This window comes from Pacificimonas flava (genome assembly GCF_000342165.1).
Taxonomy (GTDB): Bacteria; Pseudomonadota; Alphaproteobacteria; order Sphingomonadales; family Sphingomonadaceae; genus Pacificimonas; species Pacificimonas flava.
Genome location: NZ_AMRV01000003.1, coordinates 253,605 through 276,562, shown reverse-complemented (window position 1 = coordinate 276,562; position 22,958 = coordinate 253,605). Strand labels below are relative to the sequence as shown.

The window sequence follows — 22,958 nt, the reverse complement described above, 5'->3', positions numbered from 1 at the left end:
CGCCTCTTAAGAAAACTCAGCCTAGGGTCTAGACGGCTTGTCTAGGCGGCTTGTCTAGGCGGCTTTGTCGAGTGCGGCCTGGGCCTGCTTCACGATCGTCTTGAACGAGGCGGCCTCGTTCATGGCGAGATCGGCGAGCACCTTGCGGTCCAGCTCGACGCCGGCCAGCTTCAGGCCGTGCATGAAGCGGCCATAGGTGAGGCCCTCTTCGCGTACGGAGGCGTTGATGCGCTGGATCCACAGCGCGCGGAAATTGCGCTTGCGCTGCTTGCGGTCGCGGTAGGCGTACTGGCCGGCCTTGTCGACCGCCTGCATCGCCACGCGAATCGTGTTCTTGCGGCGACCCTGATAGCCTTTGGCCTGCTTCAGGACCTTCTTGTGACGTGCGTGCGTGGTTACGCCGCGTTTGATACGTGCCATGTGTCTATCTCCGCCTTAGAGCCCGTAGGGCGCCCATTTTTTTACCGTCTTGGTATCCGCGTCCGAAAGGACCTTGGTACCGCGGTTGGTGCGGATGTACTTGGCGTTGTGCGAGATCAGGCGGTGACGCTTGCCGACAACACCGTGCTTGATCTTGCCGGTGGCGGTAATCTTGAAGCGTTTTTTCACGCCGCTCTTCGTCTTGAGCTTGGGCATTTTCGTCTCCTGTATGTCTGTCGCATCGCAGATGCTCGGAACGATAAAAGACCGCCTCGGCAGCCCACACTGGCCGGACGGTCACGTCGAAGGCGCTGCATTTAGCGGCCACGCGCGGAAAAGCAAGCGGGCGCGGGGGCATCGACCCTCCCCCGACCCCTCCCTGTCCAGGGAGGGGAGAAAACGCGTTCCCCTCCCTGGGAAGGGAGGGGTTAGGGGAGGGTCGGCGAGGCGAGAAACGGCGCAGCTTAATGCTCGTGCCCGGGATGCCACTCATCCCCAAGCACCGCCAGAACATCCTCCAGCCGCGCCGGATCGCCCAGCGCCAGCACGTCGCCGCCGCTTTCCGCATGCAGCGGTTCGCCCGCCCAGTCGGTCATCATGCCGCCCGCGCCCTCGACGATCGGCACCAGTGCCGCGAAATCGTAAAGCTGCAGTCCGCTTTCGGCGACAAGGTCGAGATGCCCGCTCGCAAGCAGGCCGTAATTGTAGCAGTCGCCGCCATAGACCATACGCCGGTGTGCGGTCTGTCCGGCCAGGGCCATGAACTTGTGACCATCATCGTTAGAAAAATGATTGGGGCTGGTCGTGGCGAGCACGGCATCCTTCAGCTCTCGGCAGCGCCGGCTTTCCACCGGCTGGCCGTTGAAAATCGTCGGGCGGCCGGTGCGGCCCACCCAGCGTTCCCGCGCAATCGGCTGGTCGATAATACCGAGGACGGGCCAGCCATCCTCAAGCAGCGCGATCAGCGTGCCGAAAATGGGACGTCCCGCGGCGAAGCTGACGGTGCCGTCGATGGGATCGAGAACCCATTGCCGGCGCGCGCCCTCCCGCGCGGTGCCGAACTCCTCGCCGATGATGCCGTCCGCCGCCCGCTCGCGGTCGATGATTTCACGCATCGCCAGTTCGGCGGCGCGGTCGGCGGCCGTCACCGGACTTTCGTCGCCCTTGGCATCGATATCGAAGCTCTGACGGAAAAAGCGGCGGATTTCGGCGCCCGCCGCGTCGGCAAGCCTGCCGGCAAAGATCAGGTCGTCTTCGGTCACAGTCCAAGGTCCTTCAATATCTGTTCGCGGTGTTCGTCGAGGCGCGGTGCCTTTGGACGGCTGGCCGGGTCGTCGAAACCGCTGATCTTCACCGGATTGCCGGCGGCGGTCAGCGGCGTTCCGTCCTCGAACGCGGTTTCGATCGCCATGTTGCGTGCGCGGACCTGGGGGTGCCCCAGCGCTTCGCCCACATCGTGCAGCGGGCCGGCGGGAACGCCCGCGGCGTCCAGGCGCGCCAGCCAGTCGGCCGCATCGGCCTCGCCCAGGCGTGCGGACAGGATCTCCCCCAGCGCGTCCGCATGGTCGCTGCGCGTCTCGTTCGTCGCGAAACGGGGATCGTCCAGCAATTCGCGCAGGTCCATGGCCCGGCACAGGGCCGTGAACAGCGCATCATTGCCGGCGGCGATGACGACATGCGCGTCCCGGCAGGGGTAGGCGGCGAAAGGCGTGATCGACGGGTGACGCGCGCCGAGCGGACCGGGCGCCTTTCCCGTGACGGCATAGCGCGCGATGGCGTTTTCCAGAATGGCGATCTGGCCGTCCAGCATGGCGACGTCGACGAAGCGGCCCTCGCCCGTCTTCTGCCGGTCGTGCACGCCGGACAGGATGCCGATGACGGTGAACAGGCCGGCGGTGATGTCGCCGATGCTGGTTCCGACGCGCGTCGGCGGCCCGCCGGGATGGCCGGTGACGCTCATGATGCCGCCCATGGCCTGAACCACCATGTCATAGGAGGCCTTCTGCGAATCCGGGCCGGTATGACCGAAACCGCTCGCCGCCGCATAGATCAGCTGCGGGAAGCGTGCATGCAGGGCGGACCAGCCATAGCCCAGCTTCTTCATCGTGCCGGGCCGGAAATTTTCCACCAGTATGTCGGCACGCGCCAGCATCGCCTCGAAGATCTCTCGGTCCTCCGCGCGCTTCAGGTCCAGCGCGATCGACTGCTTGCCGCGATTAATGGAGGTGAAATAGGCGCTCTTGCCGTCCTTGAACGGACCGATGGCGCGGCTGTCGTCGCCTGTGCCGGGGCGCTCCACCTTGATGACCCGCGCGCCGAGGTCGGACAGCACCATCGTTGCGTAGGGGCCGGCAAGGACGCGCGACAGATCGACGACGACGAGGTCCGACAGTGGACCGGCGGATGAGCCTTCGGTAGTGGCGCCGAAACTGTTGAGGGAATCATCCATGAAGCTCTTCATGTCCTACACCTCGCCCTATTCGCGCAAGGTTCGTGTCCTTTTGCGCGAACTGGACCTGGAGGACAGTGTGGACGAAGTGCCCGTGGACCCGCTCAGCGACCCCGACGAGCTGATCTCCGTCAACCCGGCCTCGAAAATCCCGGCGCTGGAGACGGACGATGGCTTGAGCGTTCACGACAGCCGCGTCATTCTGGGCTATCTTGCCTCCCTGACGGATGCCGGCGACCTCTATCCTGCGCCGAACGATCCGAAACGATGGGCCGCGATGACGCTCGCCTCTCATATCGATGCGATCCTGGACGCCGCGCTCGCCTGGCGCATGGAAATGGTGCGCCAACCGGGGGAGCGATCGATCTTTTGGCAGAACCGCTGGAAGACGCAGATCGAGCGTGCTCTCGACGCCCTTCCCGACATGCTGAACGCTGCGCCCGCCTACCGCGCCTATGCGGAGATGCTGTCGGTCGTGGCGCTGGAATATCTCGATTTCCGGCATCAGGCTCTCGACTGGCGCCGCGGCCGCCCTGCGCTCAAGGACCTGCACGACAGATGGGCCGCGCGCAGCTCCATGGTCGAAACCCAGTTTCCGGCGGGCTAGCCCCCTCATGGCAGACCGTCGGCCCTTGCGCGTGCTTCTCGACCTGCGGCCTGCGCTCGAAGGGTTTTCAGGGATCCCGCAGGAGACGCGCCTTCTCTTCAAGCATCTGCACCGGCCCGGCCGTGTCGAAACCGACGGGCTGATACAGGCGCCGCATCTCGTTCTGGGGCGGGGCCTGCCTCTGGAGGAGGCCCGCCGCGCGCGCGTGGCCCCGCACAGGCAGGGGCGCCGGCTCGCACGGATCGTCATCGCTCTGACCGCGCGCGCGGAAACGCGCAGGGCGGTGCGTCAGCGGCGGCGGCGATATGTCTGGTCGGTGGCGAAAACGCGTTTGTCCGCGCTTTTCGGCAGGCCCGTGCGTCTGACTGCCTTTGCCGCGGAAAATTTCGCAGATTTCATCTGGCGCGGCCTGTTCTCGAAATCCCTCGTGTCGTCGGACCGGGCAGAGATGACCGCGCGCCGCTACCGCATCGCGTCCGCGCCTTGGCATGCGCTTTATTACGGGGCGGTGCGCTGGTTCGGGCTCAGAAGGCCGCGCTATCCGCTGCTGGACACTGGCGGGTACGACGTTTTCATCGCGCAAAAGCCCTATGCGGCCACCGTGCCGCGGGGGTGCCGCATGATCGTTCGCTATCACGACGCGGTGCCCGTGTTCATGGCGCACGTCATACCCGAAAAGTCGCTGCATCTTGCCACGCATATCGATCCGCTGACCGCCAATGTGCGCGCCGGCGCCTGGTTCGCCTGCGTGTCGGAGGCGACGCGGCAGGATCTGCTGCGCCTGTTTCCGGAGGTGGAGGCGCGGTCGGCGACGGTGCACAATATGGTGTCGCACGCCTATCACGACGCCCCGGCACCCGCGGCGCGGGTTCGCGGCATCGTCGAGAACCGCCTGTACGAAAGCTCCGGTTGGCTGCCGCCCTTTTCCGGGCCGAAGGCGCGGCGGCAATTCTACCGCGAGGCCCTTGGAAGTCCGAAAGATGGCGCGAGGGCAGAGGCGCCCCCCCTGCGCTATCTGCTGATGGTGTCCACCGTGGAGCCGCGCAAGAACCACCAGCGCCTCGTGGCGGCGTGGGAGGCGCTGCGCGCTGAGGGAAACGAGGATTTGAAGCTGATCGTGGTCGGTACGCTGGGATGGGACAACGCCGCCATCCAGGGGACATTTCGGCCGTGGCTGGACAAGGGCCAATTGTTCATGCTTTCGGCCGTGCCGGCGGGGGAACTGCGTATCCTCTATCAGCACGCGGCGGCGACCGTCTGCCCCAGCCTGGCTGAGGGGTTCGACTATTCCGGCGTGGAGGCGATGCGTTCCGGCGGACTCGTCGCGGCCAGCGACCTGCCTGTCCACCGGGAGGTCTATGACGGCGGCGCGGTCTATTTCGATCCCTACTCGACCGCCGCCACAGCGCGTGCCCTTGAATCCCTGCTCGCTCAGGATGCAGCGGCGGATCAGCGCCGTGCGGCGTTGCGGCAGGAGGGGCGTACGGTCGCCGCGCGCTATACGGCGGATGCGCTGCGTCCGCAGTGGGATGCGTTTCTGCAGAGGGTGACCGCGGCCTCGCCGGCAACACGCTGAAGACGGCGTCCGAACCGGCGGCGGCGCGCGCCAGATCGTTCGCTCAGCCCATCTGGCGCTTGATGGTCTTCCTCAGCTTGTCGCCATAGGGCGGCATCAGACCGGCCAGCTTCGCCACGTCGAGCTTCGGCTGCGTGTAAATGGACTTGGCGTGGCTGAACGTGCGGAAGCCGTCGCGGCCGTGATAATGGCCCATCCCGCTCGGACCGATGCCGCCGAAGGGCAGGTCCTCGACCGACACGTGCATGACAACGTCATTCACCGTCACGCCGCCGGAGATCGTCGTCGCCAGTACGCGCTCTTCCTCCTCGCTGTCGGTGCCGAAATAATAAAGGCCCAGCGGGCGGTCGCGGGCGTTCACATAGGCTGCGGCGTCCTCCACCCGGTCATAGGTCCGGATGGGAAGGACGGGGCCGAAGATCTCCTCCTGCATCACGGCCATGTCGTCGGTCGGTGAGCGTACGATGGTCAGAGGCATCTTGTTCGAATTCGCGCCGGTGAAATCCTCTCCTGCCGGGTTCACCTCGACGATGTCCGCGCCCTTCTCCCGCGCGTCGTCGACCAGCGCCTGCAGCCGCTCCCGGTGATGCCCGTTCACGATGGAGGTGTAGTCGTCGTTGGACAGGAGGGCGGGGTACATCTCGGCCGCCGCGCGCCGCAGCCCGTCCACGACGGCGGCCTCTTTCGCGCGCGGGACGAGCATATAGTCCGGCGCCAGGCAGATCTGGCCCGCGTTCAGCATCTTGCCCATGGCGACCCGCCTCGTGGTCAGTTCGACATCGGCGCTGCTTCCCATGATGACCGGCGACTTGCCGCCCAGTTCCAGCGTGACCGGGACCAGATTTTCGGCGGCCGCCCGCAGGATATGCTTCGCGATACCGGTCGCGCCGGTGAAGATCAGATGATCGAAGGGCAGGGCGGCGAAGGCCTTGCCCACGTCCGGACCGCCATTCACGAAGCTGAGTTCCGTCGGGTCGAAATACTTCGCCGCCAGACGGGCCATCAGGTCGGAGGTTTCCGGCGTGAATTCCGACGGCTTCACCATGGCGCGGTTGCCGGCGGCAAAGATCTGCGCCAGCGGCCCGAAGGTCAGGTTCACCGGAAAATTCCACGGGCTGATGACGCCCACCACGCCCTTTGGCTGGAATTCGACGCGCGCCTTCGCGCCCATCAGGTTCAGCGGGAAATCGACTGAGCGCTTCTCCGGCTTCATCCAGTCATCGACATGTTTCAGGGCATGGGAAAGCGGTCCGACCGATCCCGCAATGTCGGTAAACTGGCTTTGCATTTCGCTGCGATGGCCGAAATCCTCCGACAGAGCCGCCGTCAGCGATGCGGAATTGTCCTTCAAAAGCGCGATGGCCCGCTTTAGCCGGTCTTTTCGAATGGCCGCGCCGACGGGAAGTTCGCCCATGAAGGCGGCCCGCTGCCGCGCCAGAATATCGGTCATGGCGGAGGCTTCGGGATTCTCCGTCGGTGCAATCTGAGTTGCCATCGCTGCTTTTCCTCCCACGCCTGCATTTGGCAGGATTTGAGCGTCACTCTACATGCGAACGCGCTGAGCGGAAACGTCGAATCGGATAGGGTCTGGATCGAAGGCTTGCCCGTCGCCGGTGCCGCTGCCAATCATCCGGCATGCGGGAAAAGGAGCTTCGCCTTGCCCTGGTCTGCTATGGCGGCATCAGCCTGGCGGTCTACATGCACGGCATCACGCGGGAAATCTGGAAGCTGCTGCGTGCCTCGCGCCGGCTGGCGGCGGGGGAGCCGCGTCCAGCGGGCGATACGGAGGCGGTCTATCATGACATGCTGTCGCGCGTGCACGAGCATGTCCGGCTGCGCGTCCTTGCCGATATCGTTGCAGGAGCGTCAGCCGGCGGCATCAACGGCATCTTTCTGGCAGAGGCGATCTCAACGGGCGCCAGCCTGGACCCCTTGGTCGATCTGTGGCTGGAGCGGGCGGACGTCGACGAACTTCTCGATCCCGACGCCGCGCCCTCCTCGCGCTTCTCGAAAATCTATGCGGAGCCGTTCCTCTATTTCCTGCGGCAGACGCGCAGCGTCGATTTCACCGAGGAGGTCGTCGAAGGCGGCGCAAGGGACGAACTGAACGACAAGCTGTCGCGCTTCGTTCGCTCGCGCTGGTTCAAGCCGCCCTTTTCCGGCGTCCAGTTTTCGAACTTCCTGCTGGATGCGCTGTCGGCGATGCACGAAACCGCACCGGCGGACGCTGCGCCCTTACTGCCGGAGGGGCAGCCGCTCGACCTGTTCGTGACCGTGACGGATTTTTACGGCCACGAACAGCGATTGCGGCTGAACAGCCCGCCCTATGTAGAGGAAACCGAGCATCGCAAGATCATCGCTTTCCGGGACGAGGGGCGGCGAGGCACGCGGCGGCGGCTGGCCGATCCGGCAAGCCTGGCCTTCGCCGCGCGCGCGACGGCGAGCTTTCCCGGGGCCTTCCCGCCTTTTCAGGCGCGGGAGATGGATGCCGTCGTGAAGGCTCGCGGCGATGCCTGGCCGCAGCGTTCCGACTTCCTCGCCGCCGTTTTCCCCCTGCGCAAGGACGAGGATGCGCAGAGCGGTGCCGCGCTCCTCGACGGATCCATTCTCAACAACGCGCCCTTTCGGCCCGCGCTCGGCGCGCTGCGCAACCGCCCGGCCCAGCGGGAGATCGACCGGCGTTTCGTCTATATCGATCCGAAGCCCGGCATTCGTTCCATCGGCGGCAAGCGCGTGGGGCCGGGCGAACCGCCGGGCTTCTTTACCACCATTATCCAGTCGCTTTCGGATATTCCCCGCGAGCAGCCGATCCGGGACGATCTGGAGGCGCTGGAGGGCTTTTCCCGGCGGGTGAAGCGCACGCGGCACGTGCTGAGCGGCATTGCCGCATCGACCGATGCTGAGATCGAGGACGCGATCGGCGCACGTACGCTGGTCTCGCGCCCCTCCCTGGCAAAGCTGCAGAGCCTGCGCGCAGAGGCGAATGCGGCCGCCGTGGCGCGCGCGGGCTATGCCTATCCCGGCTATGCCCATCTGAAACTTGCCGACATCGTCGAATCCATGGCGCGTCTGTTTTCCGCGATTGGCGGCCATGACGACGTGGCCGCCGTCGACGATGTCCGGCGCAGTCTCTGGGCGTGGGTGGGCGCGGAGAATTTCGACGAGATCACACGCACGATAAAGCCCAAGCTGGCCGCGCAGGACAATTTCGTGGGATTCCTGCAACGCTACGATCTCGGCTTTCGCATCCGGCGCCTGCGCTACGTCGTGCGGCAACTCAACACACTTATCGACGAGAGCGGCGATGCGGAGGTGCGGGCCGCCGGCGAGCGAACGAAGGCCGCGATGTTCGAAGTGCTGGCACCCTTCATCGCGCGTCGCAGCGACAGCCATTTCGATGAGCGCCTTCACAGGGCGGCCGCGGCGCTGCCCAGCGAACCCGCCAAGGCGGCGGACCTTTACGGAGAGGCGCTGGATCTTTCGGCGCTGGATGAGGAGACGGAGCGGCGCCTCTCCGTCATCCTCAGGTCGTCATCGTCGCCGGAGGCCGTGCGGCGAACGCTGCTGGGTGCCTATCTGGGCTTCGCCTTTTACGACATCGCCACGTTTCCCATGCTGCAGGGGGAGGGGCTGGATGAATATGACGAGGTGAAGATTGACCGTATCTCGCCCGACGACGCCACATTCGTGCGCGACGGTGGGACCATGGCGACGCTGAAGGGCATACGGTTCAACAGTTTCGGCGCGTTCTTCAGCCGGGCGTACCGGGAGAACGACTATTTGTGGGGGCGGCTGCACGGCGCGGAACGGCTGATCGACATCGTGCTGTCGACCCTGCCCGCCGACGCCGCGCTGCCGGCGGAAGAGGTCGCGGGACTGAAGCGAGCCGCCTGCCGCGCCGTTCTGGATGCGGAGGAAGAGAGGCTGACTGCGATTCCCGACCTCCTCGCACAATTGCGGCAGGAGGTCGGCTGAGGAGGCGCGCAGCCCTTCAAACCCGGCGCCGCCGTCCCGATATCATGCCACTAGGATCAGGATGCGCACCCGCGCGCCCCGCGCTATGGGGCGTCGAAACCCGCCAGCGCCGCTACGCCCGATTCGCGCCAGCGCCGCCAGAAAGGAACCGTCATGACAGGCCCCAAGTCCGACCCGAAGATCGTGTCGATCCAGTCCGAGCTGAAGCCCGCCGTGCAGGCTGCGAAGGGACCGGCGCATCCCGCGCTCTCCTCCGTCGAGGAAATCATCGAGGAGGCGCGCAACGGGCGCATGTTCATCCTGGTCGACGATGAGGACCGCGAGAATGAGGGCGACCTCGTCATCCCCGCCCAGATGGCGACCCCCGACAAGATCGCCTTCATGGCCAAGAACGGACGCGGCCTCGTTTGCCTGTCGCTGACGCGCCAGCGCGTGAACGAGCTTGGCCTGCGCGCCATGACACCGCGCAACGAGACACCGCTCGAAACGGCCTTCACCGTCTCCATCGAGGCGAAGGAGGGCATCACGACCGGCATCAGCGCGCACGACCGCGCACGGACCATCTCCGTCGCCATCGATCCGCGCAACGGGCCGGAGGCCATCGGCTCGCCCGGCCACGTCTTCCCGCTCGCCGCGCGCGATGGCGGCGTGCTCGTCCGCGCCGGTCACACGGAGGCGGCGATCGACATTGCCCGCCTCGCCGGTCTCATTCCCGCCGGCGTGATCTGCGAAATCATGAAGGACGACGGCACCATGGCGCGCCTGGACGACCTCGTGTCCTTCGCGCAGCTCCACGGCATGAAAATCGGCACGATCCGCGACCTGATCGCCTATCGCCGCAAGCATGACAGCTTCGTCCGCCAGGTTGCCGAGGAACCGTTCGAGAGCGAGTGGGGCGGCCACTGGCGCGCCATTCGGTTCCAGGACACCATCGGCGGGTCGGAGAAACTGGCGCTGGTGAAGGGCGACCCTGGAGAGGACGGCGCCGTGCCGCTGATCCGGATGCATCATCTCAACCTCTTTGACGACGCCTTCGCCCACAAGTCCGAGCGGACGGGCACGCTGGAGCGGTCCATGAAGATGATCGCGGAGGCGGGCACCGGCGCCGTCGTTCTTATCAACCGTCCGGGCCAGAGCCCCATCGAGACGAGCATGGCGTCGCTGCAGCCGCGCCGCGCAGCGCCGGCGCCGGGCGGCGAGGAAACGGAAATCCGCGATTACGGCATCGGTGCGCAGATTCTCGCACTTCTTGGCGTGCACGACATGGTTTTGCTGACCAATTCGAAACAAAGCCTCGTCGGCCTCAGCGCCTATGGCCTCAACATCACTGAGCAGCGGCCTATCGACTGATGCGCCCTGCGCCCGGACCGCCCTTGCGGTTATCCTATGTAAATGTCTGGTCTTCGGCACCGGCCAACCCGACATGAAGGGATGGCCATGGCTCACAAATGGGAAACCTACACCGACAAGGCGGGCGAGACACGTATCCGGTTCAAGTAAATAGCCAAATCATCGTCTCCACGAAGGGGTATTCCTCCAAATCCGGCGCCCACCGGCTATCGAGTCCATCAGGAAATACGTTGCTGATGCGCCGACCGAAGACCTCGACTGACCGGATGCCCGGTCCCCCGCCCCCTCCCGGCCTCGCTAGCTTGTGAGGGCGGCGGCGTACTCCTAAGTTCTGCTCAAACCTTGGGAGGGTTTGAGCCAATGGAAACTTTCGACGTTCTGATCGTCGGCGCGGGCCTCAGTGGCATCGGCGCGGCGGTGCATCTTCGCAAGGACTGTCCGGACCTCAGCTTCGCCATTGTCGAGGCGCGCAGCGCCATTGGCGGGACATGGGACCTGTTCCGCTATCCCGGCATCCGCTCCGACAGCGACATGCACACGCTCGGCTACGTCTTCAAACCCTGGACGAAGGCAAAGGCCATCGCCGACGGCCCCTCGATCCGCGACTATGTGAACGAAACGGCGGACGAGCACGATCTGCGCCGCCACATCCGCTTCGACCGAAGGGTGGTGCGCAGCGAATGGTCGAGCACGGACGCGCTGTGGACGGTCACCATCGACCATGGGGGGCAGGAGGAGCGGCTGCGCTGCCGCTTCCTGTACATGAACTCTGGCTATTACGATTACGATCGGGGCTACCGGCCCGAATTTCCCGGTGAGGAAGAATTTGCCGGGCAGTTCGTGCATCCGCAGCACTGGCCGGAAGACCTCGATTATGCAGGGAAGCGGGTCGTCATCATCGGCTCCGGCGCGACGGCGGTGACGCTGGTGCCGGAACTCGCCAAAGAGGCTGCGCACGTCACCATGCTGCAGCGTTCGCCCACATGGATGGTCTCGCGCCCGGCGGAGGACCGGATCGCCAATCTCCTGCGCCGGTGGTTGCCGGAGATGCTCGCTTACCGCCTGACCCGCTTCAAGAATGTCCGGCTCGGCAGTTTCTTCTTCAAGCGCGCGCGGTCGCAGCCGAAGAAAGTGGGCGACCGGCTGCTGTCGATGGCCCGGGAACATCTGGGACCGGAGTTCGACATCGATACGCACCTGACGCCGCGCTACAATCCCTGGGAGCAGCGCCTTTGCCTGATCCCTGATGCCGACATGTTCCAGGCGCTGAAGCGCGGCGACGCGGAGATCGTCACCGACCATATCGAGCGTTTCACAGCCGGCGGTATCCTTCTGAAATCGGGCCGCGAACTGCCGGCGGACATCGTCGTCACCGCGACCGGGCTCAACCTGAAGATGCTGGGCGGCATGGAGATGGTGGTCGACGGGCGCACGATCGGGCCAAAGGACACCTATCCCTATAAGGGCGTCATGTACGCCGGTGTCCCGAACCTTGCGGCGACCTTTGGCTATACGAACGCCAGCTGGACGCTGAAGGCGGACATCACCGCCACCTATGTCTGCCGCCTCCTCAACCTGATGAAGGCGCGGGGGGTCGCGGTCGCAACGCCGCAAATGCCGCAGGGCGACTTCGAGGAGGCGCCCTTTTCCAACCTGTCTTCGGGTTATTTCGAACGCGCCGAGCATCTGGTCCCGAAATCGACGACGAAGGCGCCCTGGCAGCAGCCGCACGATTATCTGAACGACCGCAAGGACCTGATGAAGGGCGTGGTCGACGACGGTACGCTGTTGTTTTCCAATGCGGACGAGACGACGGGGGCGGACACCGCGGCGAAGGGTGCGGATTTCGCCGTCGCGGCGGAATAGCCGCGCCTGGAGCAAGTGCTTGGCGCACCCGGGGCGCCGGCGATAGGGTCGGCCGATGACCCAGACCGCCACGCTTCGCACCCCCTATCCGCCCATTGAACCCTATGAGACCGGCATGCTGGATGTCGGCGACGGACACCAGGTCTATTGGGAACGCTGCGGCACGCGCGGCGCGAAGCCGGCCATATTCGTGCATGGCGGTCCCGGCGGCGGCTGCTCGCCGGACCACCGCCGCCTGTTCGATCCCGCCCGCTACGACGTCATGCTGTTCGACCAGCGCGGCTGTGGCCGGTCGACGCCGCATGCGGAGCTGGAGGCGAACACGACTTGGCACCTCGTTGCGGACATGGAGCGCCTGCGCGCAATGATGGGCGCGGAGCGGTGGCAGGTGTTCGGCGGATCATGGGGCTCCACGCTCGGCCTCACCTATGCAGAAACGCATCCGGCGCGGGTCAGTGAACTGATCCTGCGCGGCATCTATCTCCTGACGAAGCGGGAGATGGACTGGTATTACCAGTTCGGCGTATCGGAGATGTTCCCGGAGAAGTGGCAGCGTTTCCTGGCACCCATTCCGCCGGGGGAGCGCGGCGACATGCTGGCGGCCTATCATCGCCGCCTGACATCGGATGACCGGTCGGTGCGGGAGGAGGCGGCAAAGGCCTGGGCGATCTGGGAGGGGGAGACGATCACCCTGCTGCCCGACCCGGCAACGAGCGCGCCCTTCGAGGACGGTCATTTCGCGCTCGCCTTCGCGCGCATCGAGAATCATTTCTTCATCAATGGCGGCTGGCTGGAGGAGGGACAGCTGCTGCGCGATGCACACAGGCTGGCTGGCATTCCGGGCCTGATCGTCCATGGCCGCTATGACATGCCGTGCCCGGCCCGCAGCGCCTTTGCCCTGGCTGAGGCGTGGCCGGATGCGGATTTCCACCTCATCGAGGGGGCGGGGCACGCCTATAACGAGCCCGGCATTCTCGATTGCCTGATCCGCACCACCGACCGGTTCGCCGGCGCTTAGCCCGCCGCGGGCCACGCTTCAGCAGCGTTCCATTGCGGCCTTGGCGAGCGCAGGGAAGTCGGAAAACAGCCCGTTGATGCCGATCTTGATCTGCGCGCAGATCTCCCCCGCCATGTCACCATGAGCAGCATCGCCCCCCTCCGTCCGGTACGCCGGCGCGAGGAAGGCGTTCTCCGCGCGAAACGTCCAGCTATGGACGGTCAGGCCCGCGCGTTGCGCGGCCTCGACGATGCCGGTTGGGGCGCCATTCTCGTCGATCACCATCTGTTTCGGCGGCCCCAGACCTGTCGCATAGGCTGCGACGGTGGCGAGACCCTCGGTCGTCAGCAGATCCGCGTAATGAAGACCGTCCCCGCCCGGAACAGCCTGGTCCGGCGCGCCGACGAGCTGGACGAGGCGCAGGTCCGTCATGCTCGAAAGCCGCTTCAGATTTTCCGTTTCGAAGGATTGAATGAAGACCGGATCGTCCACCGCGGTCCAGTTTGCCGCATTCAGTGCCGCGACGAGCGGCTCCTCGAGCGAGAGGCCGATATCTCGAAAATAGGCGGAGTGCTTCGTTTCCGGATAGAGACCGACACCGCGCCGCTTTGCGAGCGCGATGATGTCCTTGAGCGTGGGAATGCCGAAACGCCCGTCATACTCCGTCCCCCGCAATTCCGGCAGGCGCTTCCTGGCCTTCAGGGTTTGCAGTTCCGCGAGCGTGAAATCCTCGGTGAACCAGCCCCGGACCTGTTTGCCGTCGATGCTCTTCACCGTTCTGCGATTCGAGAATTCCGGGTGGTCCGCCACGTCGGTGGTGCCCGAAATCTCGTTCTCGTGCCGCGCGACGAGAACGCCGTCCTTCGTGGAGACGAGGTCGGGCTCGATGAAATCCGCGCCCTGGTCGATGGCGAGTTCATAGGCGGCCAGCGTGTGTTCGGGCCGTTCCCCGCTGGCACCCCGATGCGCGATCAGGATCGGCGCGTCCGTGGCGGCTGCGGCCGCCAGGGGCGCGATGGCGGCGAGGAGGAAAAGAGCGGCGGGGACAATCCGGTACATCATGCGTTCCTACAGCTTGAACGGGCACGCGCCCGCCACGACATCCGGTATCAAACGCTTTTCGATGAAGGGATTATGTCATGTCCACGGAAACCGCGATTCTTGCCGGCGGCTGCTTCTGGTGTCTGGAGGCGGTGTTCGACGATCTGAAGGGCGTCAGCCATGTGGAATCGGGCTATATCGGCGGTGACGTCGAAAATCCCACCTACGAGCAGGTTTGCGGCAAGGAGACCGGCCATGCGGAAGCGGTGAAGGTGGAGTTCGACCCCGCCGAACTGACGTACGAGGACCTGCTCGATATCTTCTTCCACATTCACGATCCGACGACCAAGGATCGGCAGGGGAACGATGTCGGCCCGCAATATCGCAGCGCCATCTTCCCCCTGTCCGACGGTCAGCGCGCCGAGGCGCAGGCTGCGATCGAGCGCGCCAATCTCTTGTGGGACGATCCGGTGGTCACGACCATCGAGGAGGGGAAATGGTGGCCCGGCGAGCGCGAGCATCAGGATTATTACGCCCGCACCGGCGATACGACACCCTATTGCAACTTCGTCGTCGGTCCGAAGGTGCGGAAATTCCGGGAAGAGTATCGTGAGAAATTGAAACCCGGCGTGGCGGACTAACTCTGTTTCGAGGCGTCAGAGTTCGCGGGCCATCACCACGTCGTCATAATGATTCTCGCCGACTTGAAACTGGCGGGTGCCGATGATCGTCATGCCGTTTTTCTGATAGAAACGGATGGCGCGGCCGTTGCGTCCATAGACGCCGAGCAATAGCCGGCGGCCGTTCATCTGTTTCGCCCGTTCGACCGCTGCCGCCATCAGCGCCCGCGCGACGCCGGTGCCGTGGAAGCGGGAGAGGACGTAGATTCGCTTGAGTTCGACATCGCCCTCTGCGGCTTCCACCGTCGGCAGGTCCGGGGGCGACAGCGCCGCGTAGCCGATGGGTGCGCCCTTCCGCAGCTCCGCCAGCCAAAGCGCATGGCCCTGACTGGCGAGCCGCTGACGATAGTCCGCCTCGGCATGCTGCCGCCGGCAGTGGAGAACGATGTCCTCTCCGGGCAGGATGTCCGCGAAGCTTTCGAGGAACGTCGCCTGACCGATGAGAGACAGGCGCTCTGCATCCTGCGGACCTGCCGTGCGCAAGGAAAAATCGAGGTCGTCCATGGCCTGTGCGGATGCCTGAGTGGCCTCTGCTTGGCAAGCATCGGAACGGGGCGCTGCGGCGCTACGTTGGCAGGGCAGTGACCAATGGAGGACAAGCCATGACAGACGAGAACCGCCGCACCGAAACGGCAAGGCGCCACGACGACAAGCCGCTGACCGAAGGCCCGGCCACCCCTGACGAGCAGGGCCGCGCCGGCGGCGATCTGCAGACCGATGTGGCAACGCAGGCCAGCGAGGAGCGCGTGCGCGACCCCGAAGCGCAGGAGGGTGTCACCAAGGAGGACAAGCAGCAATTCGAAGATCGGAAGGGCAGTGCGCGCGACGGTCAGGCCGACCGTTCATGAGCCTGACGCTGTACTACTCACCCGGCGCCTGCAGCCTTGCCGATCATATCGCGCTGAAGGAAGCGGGACTGCCGCATGAGCTTGTGCATGTCGACCTGAAGGCAAAGACCACCGAGGACGGCCGCGACTACCGCGAGATCAATCCGAAAGGAGCGGTCCCGGCGCTTGAGGAGAACGGACAGGTCTTCACCGAAAATGCGGCGCTTCTGATCATGATCGCCGAAAGGGCCGGGCAGTTGCTGCCGAAGGAGTGCGCGGCACGCTACCGCGTCCTGGAGGCCGTCGCTTTCATCACGACGGAGGTGCACAAGGGCTTCGCGCCGCTGTTCAAGGGCGCGTCCGACGCCGACAAGGAGAAGGCGAAGGAGACGCTTTCGGACAAGTTCAGTCACCTGTCGCAGATGCTGGGCGAGGATGAATATGTTGCCGGACCGAGCTTCTCCATCGCCGACTGCTACGCGATCGTGATGCTGCTCTGGGCCGACAAGATGGGCATTGCCGTGTCGGACCGCCTAGGCTTCTATCGCGGGCGTATCCTGTCGCGTCCCGCCGTCGAGCAGGCCATGGAAGCGGAGGGGTTGGCCTGATCCGCGGCAGATACCGAAGCCGATTCGCGAAGTGAGGGCGCGGCCGCCGAAGCGGACGTGCTCTCACTCCGATCCGTCGCCCAGATAAGCTGCCATTAACCGGTCCGCGCCGAGCGTCCTTAGAGATTCCTTCTGGCTGTCCGTCAGGGCGGTGATCGTGCGCCCCGTCGCCTGGCGGCATTTCTCCGTGAAGCCGCGTGTTCGCATATGCTTGCCAGCCCAGGTGGCTCCGGTCTCATTGGCAGCGAGCGCGCGAGCGTTGGCGGCAAGGAAATCGGCGAAATCGTCACCCGCGATCCGCACCAACGCCGCCAGCGTGGGCGGTGCGGTGTCCGCCGTATCGAAAACGCCCTCTCCCGCTTCTACGCCCTCGACGCGGCGCTTGAAGGCGCGCAGGGCAGGCCACCGCGGTTCTACATATGCGCGCGCCGCCGGTTCCCAGAGCAAACCGGCCTCCAGCATGCCGTAAAGTGCGAAGTCGGGAAGCGAAATCCGCGTTCCGAGTAGGAAGGGCCGCATCTCGAAATGCGCACTCAGCGCGTCGGCGGCGCGCGTCAGAAGGTCGAGAACCTCATTCTCATAGTCGGCGCCGACCCGGTTGACGGCCCCCGCGCCGGCGAAGAACGTCATCGCATAGCCGACGCCCGGATGGTCGTAGGCGGGGCCGGAATCCTCGCCCGGGTCCGGTTCGCCGTTCATGCCGGCGACCGCATGCCGTGCAGTCCAGCGGCGATTGTCCTCGTCCGTCACGCGCCAGTGCAGCACCGGGCGGATCAGCCATTCGTCGATCCAGTCGTCCAGCATCAGCGCGGCGGCGCGCATGGCAGGGTCGTCGGGCAGGATCGACCTGTCCGGATGCGCTGCGTCCAGCGCCAGGCCGATGTCCGTCGAATCCTTCAGCCAGTCGCCCTCCGGAGTCTCGACGACGGGAAACTTGCGGTATCCGTCCACCGCCGCCTCGATCTCGGCGGCGATGTCCGCGCTTTTCAGAAGATCCTCGTGCGGCAGGCGCATGGCCGTCAGCATGGCCGCGACCTTGCGGGTGTAGAAGGACGGGCGAAGGCCGTAGAGTCGGTACATGGGATGGAAACTATACCTCTCGCCGCGGCCCATCACCCTGGTGCTTTACATGAGTGTGTTATAGAAATAAAACAGCGTTCGTTTCTTGGGGGGGGAGGGCGGCCATCATGGATCCTGATCAGTTCAATGTCGCGGCAGAGGTGCAGCGCTACCTCGCCACCGTCAGCGGCGCCGCGCGCGCGAATTCCGATGCGTACTTTGAGGGCGGGTACTGGCTTCTTCTCTGGGGCGCCCTCCTGTCCGTGGCGGTCAATTGGGCGATCCTTCATTTCGGATGGGCAAAGCGGGTGTCCGCTGCGGTTCAGCGGCGGACGAAGCGCGTCTGGCTGGCGGACATCGTCTTTGCGGCGATCTACATGCTTGCGATTTCGCTCATCCTGCTTCCCTGGACGATCTACACCGGTTTCGTACGAGAGCATCGATACGGACTGTCCACACAGGATTTCGGTGCCTGGATTGGCGAGTGGGGCCTCTCGCTCCTGCTCGGCGCGGTGGTTTTCGCGCTGGTCGCGGCCGGTATCCTGGCGGTGATCCGCCGCGCGCCGCGTACATGGTGGGCCTGGGGAACGGGCCTGATGATCGCCGTGATGACGTTCATGATCCTCGTGTCGCCCGTCCTCGTCGCGCCCCTGTTCAACGATTATCGGCCCATGCAGGAAAGTCCGCTGAAGGAGGACATATTGTCCATGGCCCGCGCGAACGGCGTGCCGGCGGACAATGTCTATGTCGTCGATGCCTCTCGCCAGTCGAACCGCATCAGCGCGAACGTGCAGGGTCTCGGCCCGACCGTCCGCATCAGCCTCAATGACAATCTGCTGCGACAGGGCTCTCCGGCAGAGGTGAAGGCGGTGATGGGGCACGAGCTCGGCCATTATGTCCTCAATCACATTCCGAAGATGATACCTGTCTTCGCGCTCATCATCCTCGTCCTGTTCGGCATCCTGGCCTGGGCCGGCCATGCGGCTGTTCGGCGCAGGGGCGCGGCCTGGAGCATATCCTCCCTCGGTGACCGCACCATCATCCCCGTTGCCGCCATCGTCCTGTCCCTGTTCTTTCTGGCGCTGACGCCGGTGACAAACACGATGGTCCGGACAAGCGAGCAGGAGGCTGATGTCTTCGGCCTGAACGCGGCACGGGAACCGGATGGTTTCGCCGCCATCGCCATGAAGCTGTCCACCTACAGAAAGCTGGAACCGGGTCTGTGGGAGGAGCGCATCTTCTTTGACCACCCGTCCGGCCGCACGCGCGCGACCACCGCCATGCAGTGGAAGGCTGAACATCTGGAGGAGGCGGAATAACGGCATCGGGGTGGCATCGGGCGCCGGTCCCTCTCATATGGTGGGCATGACCACGACCGACCCGCAGGTGCAGCTCTATGGCGGCACCGAACTCGACCCCGCCCGTATTCCCGCCATCGTCGCCGACGTGCTGCGCGGCACCGACGACGGGGAGCTCTATGTCCAGAACGCCGTGACCGAGAGCTTCTCCTTCGACGATGGACGATTGAAGAGCGCCAATTACGATCATATGCGCGGCTTCGGCCTGCGCGGTCTCGCGGGCGAGAAGACCGCTTTTGCCCATTCGAACGTCATGACCGAAGCAGCCATCCGCCGCGCCGGGGAGACGGTGGGCCTGGCGGCGAAGGGGCACGACGCGATTCAGGTGCAGCCGCCGGTGCGCACCAATCAGCGCCTCTATGGAGATGCGAACCCCCTCGACGCGACGCCGTTCGCCGACAAGGTGGCGCTGCTCGGCCGCATCGACGCAGCCGCGCGTGCCCGTGATCCGCGTGTGCGTCAGGTTTCCATCTCCATGGTGTCGAGCCATTCGGCGGTCGAGATCGTCCGCGCCGACGGGTTCACGGTACGCGACATCCGCCCGCTCGTCCGCCTGAACGTCGAGATCGTGGCAGAGTCGAACGGCCGGCGCGAACGCGGTTATCACGGCCTTGGCGGTCGCTATGACCTGGAGCGATTGATGAACGAGGAGAGTTGGCAGCGGTCCATCGACATGGCGCTGGCCCAGGCGCTGACCAACCTCGACAGCGTGGATGCGCCGGCGGGACAGATGAATGTCGTCCTCGGCTCCGGCTGGTGCGGCGTGCTGCTGCACGAAGCCGTCGGCCACGGGCTGGAGGGCGATTTCAACCGCAAGGGCCAGTCGACCTTCTCCGGCCGCATCGGCGAACAGGTCGCGGCGAAGGGCGTGACCGTCGTCGATCAGGGCGATCTCGACGAGCGGCGGGGTTCGCTGACCATCGATGATGAGGGCACGCCGACGCAGGAGAATGTGCTGATCGAGGACGGCGTGCTGAAGGGCTATATGCAGGATCGGCTGAACGCACGCCTGATGGGCGTAGCGCCCACTGGCAATGGTCGCCGCGAAAGCTACGCGCACGCGCCGATGCCGCGCATGACGAATACCTTCATGCGCGCGGGTAATGACGATCCGGAGGAGATCGTCAAACGCGCCGGCAACGGCATCTACACGAAAAGCTTCGGCGGCGGGCAGGTGGATATCACCAGCGGCAAGTTTGTCTTTTCGTGCACCGAGGCCTATCTGATCGAGAACGGTAAGATCACGCGGCCGATCAAGGGCGCGACGCTGATCGGATCGGGGCCGGAGGTGATGAACCGCGTAAAGGCGATCGGCACCGACTTCGCTCTCGACGAGGGGATCGGCGTTTGCGGCAAGGGCGGCCAGTCCGTCCCGGCTGGCGTCGGGCAGCCGACTCTGCTGGCCGAGGGGCTGACCGTCGGCGGCACGGCGTCGGCCTGACCGCCACCCCGGGGCGCCCCCTGCGACCGGGCGGCGAGACAACGACTCTTCGGTAACGCGCGCACCTCTCGCCAGCGGCGCGCGAACCCCCTATCATGCTGTGCATGGCCGAATTCTCCGATGCGCTGAGCGAGAAGCATATCGCCTTTATCAGGCGGCAACCGGTGTTCTTCACCGCCACCGCAGCGGCAAGCGGCCGGATCAATCTCAGTCCGAAGGGGCTGGATACGTTTCGCGTGCTAACGCCTGATCATGTCGGCTATCTCGACCTGGGCGGCTCCGGCAATGAGACGCACGCGCATCTGGCGGCGGACGGACGCATCACGATCATGTTTTGCGGCTTCGAAAACCCGGCCAACATCCTGCGAATCTATGGCCGCGGCCGCGCCGTGCTGCCACAGGACGCGGACTGGGATGCGCTGGCGCCGCAGTTCGAGATATTGACCGGCACACGGCAGATTTTTTCTATCGCCGTTGAAAGCGTGCAGACGAGTTGCGGCTGGGGCGTACCCGTCATGCATGTGGAGCGCCCGCGCGACACGCTGACGAAGGCGCATGCCGGTGCCGACGGTGACGCCTGGGTTGAAGTCGTGCAATCGCGAACCCGCTCGATCGACGGACTCCCGATCCGGCCGACCGACCGCTATTTCGGCCCCGCCGGCGGGAAGGGTGCGAAGTCGCTCTAGCCCCATGATCGAAATCGCCGTCTTCTATGCGCCGGTGGAGGCGGACCTTGCCCGCGCCCGTCTCGCCTCCGCCGGAATCGAGTCGCTGCTCCTCGACCACAATCTTTCCGGGCTGCTCGGCGGCGCGCTCATGCCGTCCCGCCTGATGGTGCATCCGGACGACGAAGCGGATGCCAAGGCTGTGCTGGAAATTTAGGCAATAGCTGCGTGATGCCCGTGAATTGGGCGGATCGTTACGCCTTCTGACGTGTCAGGTCTTCCGCTCCTGCGCTGCAACTCCAAGAGAGCAGCGTTTGGCATAGTTCCTGCCTTTGGCATAGTTCCTGCCATAGAGTGACCTGCGGGGGCCGTATTCGGCCGCGTGGAGAAGGGGGCATGCGCCGGGTGAAGCTGATCATTGCCATCATCAAGCCGTACACGCTGAAGGAGGTTCGCCACGCCCTCGGGGCGACCGCCGATCTGGCCTCGCGCATCGTGCAAACAATCCGCGATGCCGCAAATACCGGTGCTCTCGGGCGTGGCAAGATCTTCACGCTGGGGATCGGGGACGCGCTGCGCATGCGTACGGGCAAAACCGCGGAAACGGCGCTGTGAGACAAGAGGAACCGACCGGAATGAGGGCGACTAAGGCAATGGGTAGGAGGCTCGGTTTCCGAACGCTGGCCGCCGGGGGCGGCGCGCTGCTGTTTAGCGCAGCCGCCCGGGCGCAGGAGGTGCTGGCGGAAGGTGGTGCGGCAGCGGCGCCTGTGCCCGATCCGGGGAACAATGCGTGGATGATGACCGCGACGGTCCTCGTCCTCCTGATGATCCTGCCCGGCCTCGCCCTGTTCTATGGTGGTCTCACCCGCACGAAGAACATGCTCTCCACCATGACGCAGGTGGGCGCGGTGGCTGCTCTCGCCATGCTGATCTGGGTCATGTGGGGCTATGGGCAGGCGTTCGGTCCGGAGGGGAACGCGTTCGTGTCGTGGGGCAAGTTCTTCCTTGCCGGCGTGACGACGGACAGTACGGCGGCGACCTTCTCGGACGCGGTCATTTCCGAATATGTCTTCATATCGTTCCAGATGACCTTCGCAGCCATCACCGCTGCCCTCGTACTCGGCGGGATCGTCGAGCGGACGAAGTTCTCGGCCGTCATGCTGTTCACGGCGATCTGGCTGACCATCGTCTATTTTCCAATCGCGCATATGGTCTGGGCAGAAGGCGGGCTGCTGCTGGAGATGGGTGCACTCGATTTCGCCGGCGGTACGGTCGTCCACATCAATGCGGGCATTTCCGCGCTGGTGGCCGCCATGATCTTCGGCAGGCGGACAGGATATCCCGGGGAGATGATGCCGCCGCATTCCCTGACGCTGACCATGGTCGGAACCGGCCTTCTCTGGGTCGGCTGGTTCGGCTTCAACGCCGGCTCGGAGCTGGAGGCGGACGGTACGGCCGGTCTTGCCATGATCAACACCTTCGTCGCCACGGCGGCGGGCGGTCTGTTCTGGATGCTGACGGAAACGGCGATGGGCAAGAAATCGTCAGCTCTCGGCCTTTCCTCCGGCATCATCGCGGGCCTTGTCGCCGTCACGCCGGCGGCCGGCAATTCCGGGCCGTTCGGCGCCATCCTGCTCGGCGCGGTATCGGCCGTAATCTGCTATTTCTCCGTCGCCGCGATGAAGCCGCGCCTCGGCTATGACGACACGCTCGATGCGTTCGGCATTCACGGCGTCGGGGGCATCGTCGGTGCGGTCGGCACGGCCATCGTCTATCAGCCTTTCCTCGGCGGGCCGGGAGACGGTTCGGTGGCGACCGGCGCGCAGCTGTGGATCCAGATCGTCGCGGTTCTCGTGGCCATCGTCTGGGCCGCCATCGGCACCGGCATCGCCGCCTTCATCGCCAGGCTGGTGACCGGCGGCCGGGTCGATGTGGATGCGGAGCGGCAGGGTCTCGATCTCGCCGAGCATGGAGAGCGCGCCTACAATTATTGACGGAAATTCGCTTTCCCCGTGGAGGGACGGGGCCGGGGCCGGGCG

The 22,958-nt window shown here is 65.2% G+C and carries 23 protein-coding genes and 1 pseudogene; 16 read left to right on the top strand and 8 right to left on the bottom strand.

Annotated elements, in window-relative coordinates; all coding sequences use genetic code 11:
• Nucleotides 1–54: 54 nt before the first annotated feature.
• The 4 genes from rplT to C725_RS06400 all read right to left on the bottom strand — a co-directional run bounded on the left by rplT (nucleotide 55) and on the right by C725_RS06400 (nucleotide 2,869).
• Nucleotides 55–420 carry a 50S ribosomal protein L20 gene (rplT, locus tag C725_RS06415; protein ID WP_008601126.1) on the bottom strand — a complete coding sequence of 122 codons (366 nt, stop codon included), beginning with the start codon at nucleotides 418–420 and terminating at the stop codon, nucleotides 55–57.
• A gap of 15 nt (nucleotides 421–435) precedes the next feature.
• Nucleotides 436–636 (bottom strand): 50S ribosomal protein L35, encoded by a 201-nt coding sequence (rpmI, locus tag C725_RS06410; protein ID WP_008601124.1) that lies wholly within the window; start codon nucleotides 634–636, stop codon nucleotides 436–438.
• A gap of 248 nt (nucleotides 637–884) precedes the next feature.
• Nucleotides 885–1,682: a histidinol-phosphatase gene (gene hisN / locus C725_RS06405; protein ID WP_008601122.1), complete on the bottom strand. Its 798-nt coding sequence runs from the start codon at nucleotides 1,680–1,682 to the stop codon at nucleotides 885–887.
• Nucleotides 1,679–2,869 (bottom strand): CaiB/BaiF CoA transferase family protein, encoded by a 1,191-nt coding sequence (locus C725_RS06400; protein WP_051051243.1) that lies wholly within the window; start codon nucleotides 2,867–2,869, stop codon nucleotides 1,679–1,681. The genes hisN and C725_RS06400 overlap by 4 nt, the downstream gene beginning before the upstream one ends.
• Here C725_RS06400 and C725_RS06395 point away from each other — a divergent pair.
• Nucleotides 2,868–3,476: a glutathione S-transferase gene (locus C725_RS06395; RefSeq protein WP_008601118.1), complete on the top strand. Its 609-nt coding sequence runs from the start codon at nucleotides 2,868–2,870 to the stop codon at nucleotides 3,474–3,476. The two genes, C725_RS06400 and C725_RS06395, sit on opposite strands and share 2 nt — an antisense overlap.
• A 7-nt stretch (nucleotides 3,477–3,483) precedes the next feature.
• Entirely contained in the window at nucleotides 3,484–5,052 is a 1,569-nt protein-coding gene (locus tag C725_RS06390) for a glycosyltransferase family 4 protein (RefSeq protein WP_038282003.1), read from the top strand.
• A 43-nt stretch (nucleotides 5,053–5,095) separates the two neighbouring features.
• Here the strand turns inward: C725_RS06390 and C725_RS06385 are convergent, their stop codons facing one another.
• Complete coding sequence (locus C725_RS06385; RefSeq protein ID WP_008601114.1) at nucleotides 5,096–6,547, bottom strand: coniferyl aldehyde dehydrogenase; 1,452 nt, start codon at nucleotides 6,545–6,547, stop codon at nucleotides 5,096–5,098.
• A gap of 140 nt (nucleotides 6,548–6,687) precedes the next feature.
• Here C725_RS06385 and C725_RS06380 point away from each other — a divergent pair, with 140 nt between their 5' ends.
• From C725_RS06380 to pip, 5 genes and pseudogenes are all read left to right on the top strand, one after another.
• Nucleotides 6,688–9,027, top strand: coding sequence for a patatin-like protein (locus C725_RS06380; RefSeq protein ID WP_008601111.1), 2,340 nt, complete (start codon nucleotides 6,688–6,690; stop codon nucleotides 9,025–9,027).
• A gap of 153 nt (nucleotides 9,028–9,180) precedes the next feature.
• Nucleotides 9,181–10,377, top strand: coding sequence for a 3,4-dihydroxy-2-butanone-4-phosphate synthase (gene ribB, locus C725_RS06375; RefSeq protein ID WP_008601108.1), 1,197 nt, complete (start codon nucleotides 9,181–9,183; stop codon nucleotides 10,375–10,377).
• An 87-nt stretch (nucleotides 10,378–10,464) separates the two neighbouring features.
• Nucleotides 10,465–10,639, top strand: a pseudogene (locus C725_RS16505) (YegP family protein).
• A 98-nt stretch (nucleotides 10,640–10,737) separates the two neighbouring features.
• On the top strand, nucleotides 10,738–12,243 hold the full coding sequence (locus C725_RS06370) for a flavin-containing monooxygenase (RefSeq protein WP_008601106.1): 1,506 nt from the start codon (nucleotides 10,738–10,740) through the stop codon (nucleotides 12,241–12,243).
• Nucleotides 12,244–12,298: 55 nt separating this feature from the next.
• Nucleotides 12,299–13,261, top strand: coding sequence for a prolyl aminopeptidase (pip, locus tag C725_RS06365; protein ID WP_008601104.1), 963 nt, complete (start codon nucleotides 12,299–12,301; stop codon nucleotides 13,259–13,261).
• A gap of 18 nt (nucleotides 13,262–13,279) precedes the next feature.
• Here the strand turns inward: pip and C725_RS06360 are convergent, their stop codons facing one another.
• Nucleotides 13,280–14,299, bottom strand: a complete 1,020-nt coding sequence (locus C725_RS06360; protein WP_008601102.1) for a glycerophosphodiester phosphodiesterase — start codon at nucleotides 14,297–14,299, stop codon at nucleotides 13,280–13,282.
• An 80-nt stretch (nucleotides 14,300–14,379) separates the two neighbouring features.
• Between C725_RS06360 and msrA the strand changes: the two genes are divergently transcribed.
• Nucleotides 14,380–14,922: a peptide-methionine (S)-S-oxide reductase MsrA gene (gene msrA / locus C725_RS06355; protein WP_008601101.1), complete on the top strand. Its 543-nt coding sequence runs from the start codon at nucleotides 14,380–14,382 to the stop codon at nucleotides 14,920–14,922.
• A 15-nt stretch (nucleotides 14,923–14,937) separates the two neighbouring features.
• On the opposite strand, the gene C725_RS06350 is transcribed toward msrA, so the two are convergent.
• Entirely contained in the window at nucleotides 14,938–15,465 is a 528-nt protein-coding gene (locus C725_RS06350; protein ID WP_008601100.1) for a GNAT family N-acetyltransferase, read from the bottom strand.
• A gap of 98 nt (nucleotides 15,466–15,563) precedes the next feature.
• Here C725_RS06350 and C725_RS06345 point away from each other — a divergent pair, with 98 nt between their 5' ends.
• Nucleotides 15,564–15,809, top strand: a complete 246-nt coding sequence (locus C725_RS06345) for a hypothetical protein (RefSeq protein WP_008601099.1) — start codon at nucleotides 15,564–15,566, stop codon at nucleotides 15,807–15,809.
• On the top strand, nucleotides 15,806–16,396 hold the full coding sequence (locus C725_RS06340) for a glutathione S-transferase N-terminal domain-containing protein (RefSeq protein ID WP_008601098.1): 591 nt from the start codon (nucleotides 15,806–15,808) through the stop codon (nucleotides 16,394–16,396). The genes C725_RS06345 and C725_RS06340 overlap by 4 nt, the downstream gene beginning before the upstream one ends.
• A gap of 63 nt (nucleotides 16,397–16,459) precedes the next feature.
• Here C725_RS06340 and C725_RS06335 read toward each other — a convergent pair whose 3' ends face one another.
• Nucleotides 16,460–17,476, bottom strand: a complete 1,017-nt coding sequence (locus tag C725_RS06335; protein ID WP_008601097.1) for a glutathione S-transferase family protein — start codon at nucleotides 17,474–17,476, stop codon at nucleotides 16,460–16,462.
• A gap of 107 nt (nucleotides 17,477–17,583) precedes the next feature.
• Here C725_RS06335 and C725_RS06330 point away from each other — a divergent pair, with 107 nt between their 5' ends.
• From C725_RS06330 to C725_RS06305, 6 genes are all read left to right on the top strand, one after another.
• Nucleotides 17,584–18,774, top strand: a complete 1,191-nt coding sequence (locus tag C725_RS06330; protein WP_008601095.1) for a M48 family metallopeptidase — start codon at nucleotides 17,584–17,586, stop codon at nucleotides 18,772–18,774.
• A 46-nt stretch (nucleotides 18,775–18,820) separates the two neighbouring features.
• Complete coding sequence (gene tldD, locus C725_RS06325) at nucleotides 18,821–20,254, top strand: metalloprotease TldD (protein ID WP_038282158.1); 1,434 nt, start codon at nucleotides 18,821–18,823, stop codon at nucleotides 20,252–20,254.
• Nucleotides 20,255–20,358: 104 nt separating this feature from the next.
• A complete protein-coding gene (locus tag C725_RS06320) occupies nucleotides 20,359–20,940 on the top strand; it encodes a pyridoxamine 5'-phosphate oxidase family protein (RefSeq protein WP_038282156.1) in 582 nt (193 codons plus the stop codon).
• A gap of 4 nt (nucleotides 20,941–20,944) precedes the next feature.
• Nucleotides 20,945–21,136 carry a putative signal transducing protein gene (locus C725_RS16395; RefSeq protein ID WP_008601091.1) on the top strand — a complete coding sequence of 64 codons (192 nt, stop codon included), beginning with the start codon at nucleotides 20,945–20,947 and terminating at the stop codon, nucleotides 21,134–21,136.
• 179 nt (nucleotides 21,137–21,315) lie between these two features.
• Nucleotides 21,316–21,534, top strand: coding sequence for a P-II family nitrogen regulator (locus C725_RS06310; protein WP_051051242.1), 219 nt, complete (start codon nucleotides 21,316–21,318; stop codon nucleotides 21,532–21,534).
• A 38-nt stretch (nucleotides 21,535–21,572) separates the two neighbouring features.
• Nucleotides 21,573–22,913, top strand: a complete 1,341-nt coding sequence (locus C725_RS06305) for an ammonium transporter (RefSeq protein ID WP_008601087.1) — start codon at nucleotides 21,573–21,575, stop codon at nucleotides 22,911–22,913.
• Nucleotides 22,914–22,958: the final 45 nt, after the last annotated feature.

Excerpts from the sequence above, each read along its gene's own strand:
- ribB (WP_008601108.1), top strand. The coding sequence starts at position 9,181 with ATGACAGGCCCCAAGTCCGACCCGAAGATCGTGTCGATCCAGTCCGAG.
- C725_RS06380 (WP_008601111.1), top strand. The coding sequence starts at position 6,688 with ATGCGGGAAAAGGAGCTTCGCCTTGCCCTGGTCTGCTATGGCGGCATC.
- C725_RS06335 (WP_008601097.1), bottom strand. The coding sequence starts at position 17,476 with ATGTACCGACTCTACGGCCTTCGCCCGTCCTTCTACACCCGCAAGGTC.
- rpmI (WP_008601124.1), bottom strand. The coding sequence starts at position 636 with ATGCCCAAGCTCAAGACGAAGAGCGGCGTGAAAAAACGCTTCAAGATT.
- C725_RS06345 (WP_008601099.1), top strand. The coding sequence starts at position 15,564 with ATGACAGACGAGAACCGCCGCACCGAAACGGCAAGGCGCCACGACGAC.
- C725_RS06370 (WP_008601106.1), top strand. The coding sequence starts at position 10,738 with ATGGAAACTTTCGACGTTCTGATCGTCGGCGCGGGCCTCAGTGGCATC.
- C725_RS06390 (WP_038282003.1), top strand. The coding sequence starts at position 3,484 with ATGGCAGACCGTCGGCCCTTGCGCGTGCTTCTCGACCTGCGGCCTGCG.
- C725_RS06340 (WP_008601098.1), top strand. The coding sequence starts at position 15,806 with ATGAGCCTGACGCTGTACTACTCACCCGGCGCCTGCAGCCTTGCCGAT.
- msrA (WP_008601101.1), top strand. The coding sequence starts at position 14,380 with ATGTCCACGGAAACCGCGATTCTTGCCGGCGGCTGCTTCTGGTGTCTG.
- C725_RS06320 (WP_038282156.1), top strand. The coding sequence starts at position 20,359 with ATGGCCGAATTCTCCGATGCGCTGAGCGAGAAGCATATCGCCTTTATC.
- rplT (WP_008601126.1), bottom strand. The coding sequence starts at position 420 with ATGGCACGTATCAAACGCGGCGTAACCACGCACGCACGTCACAAGAAG.
- pip (WP_008601104.1), top strand. The coding sequence starts at position 12,299 with ATGACCCAGACCGCCACGCTTCGCACCCCCTATCCGCCCATTGAACCC.
- tldD (WP_038282158.1), top strand. The coding sequence starts at position 18,821 with ATGACCACGACCGACCCGCAGGTGCAGCTCTATGGCGGCACCGAACTC.
- C725_RS16395 (WP_008601091.1), top strand. The coding sequence starts at position 20,945 with ATGATCGAAATCGCCGTCTTCTATGCGCCGGTGGAGGCGGACCTTGCC.
- C725_RS06360 (WP_008601102.1), bottom strand. The coding sequence starts at position 14,299 with ATGTACCGGATTGTCCCCGCCGCTCTTTTCCTCCTCGCCGCCATCGCG.
- C725_RS06330 (WP_008601095.1), top strand. The coding sequence starts at position 17,584 with ATGGATCCTGATCAGTTCAATGTCGCGGCAGAGGTGCAGCGCTACCTC.
- C725_RS06385 (WP_008601114.1), bottom strand. The coding sequence starts at position 6,547 with ATGGCAACTCAGATTGCACCGACGGAGAATCCCGAAGCCTCCGCCATG.
- C725_RS06350 (WP_008601100.1), bottom strand. The coding sequence starts at position 15,465 with ATGGACGACCTCGATTTTTCCTTGCGCACGGCAGGTCCGCAGGATGCA.
- C725_RS06310 (WP_051051242.1), top strand. The coding sequence starts at position 21,316 with ATGCGCCGGGTGAAGCTGATCATTGCCATCATCAAGCCGTACACGCTG.
- C725_RS06400 (WP_051051243.1), bottom strand. The coding sequence starts at position 2,869 with ATGGATGATTCCCTCAACAGTTTCGGCGCCACTACCGAAGGCTCATCC.
- C725_RS06395 (WP_008601118.1), top strand. The coding sequence starts at position 2,868 with ATGAAGCTCTTCATGTCCTACACCTCGCCCTATTCGCGCAAGGTTCGT.
- C725_RS06305 (WP_008601087.1), top strand. The coding sequence starts at position 21,573 with ATGGGTAGGAGGCTCGGTTTCCGAACGCTGGCCGCCGGGGGCGGCGCG.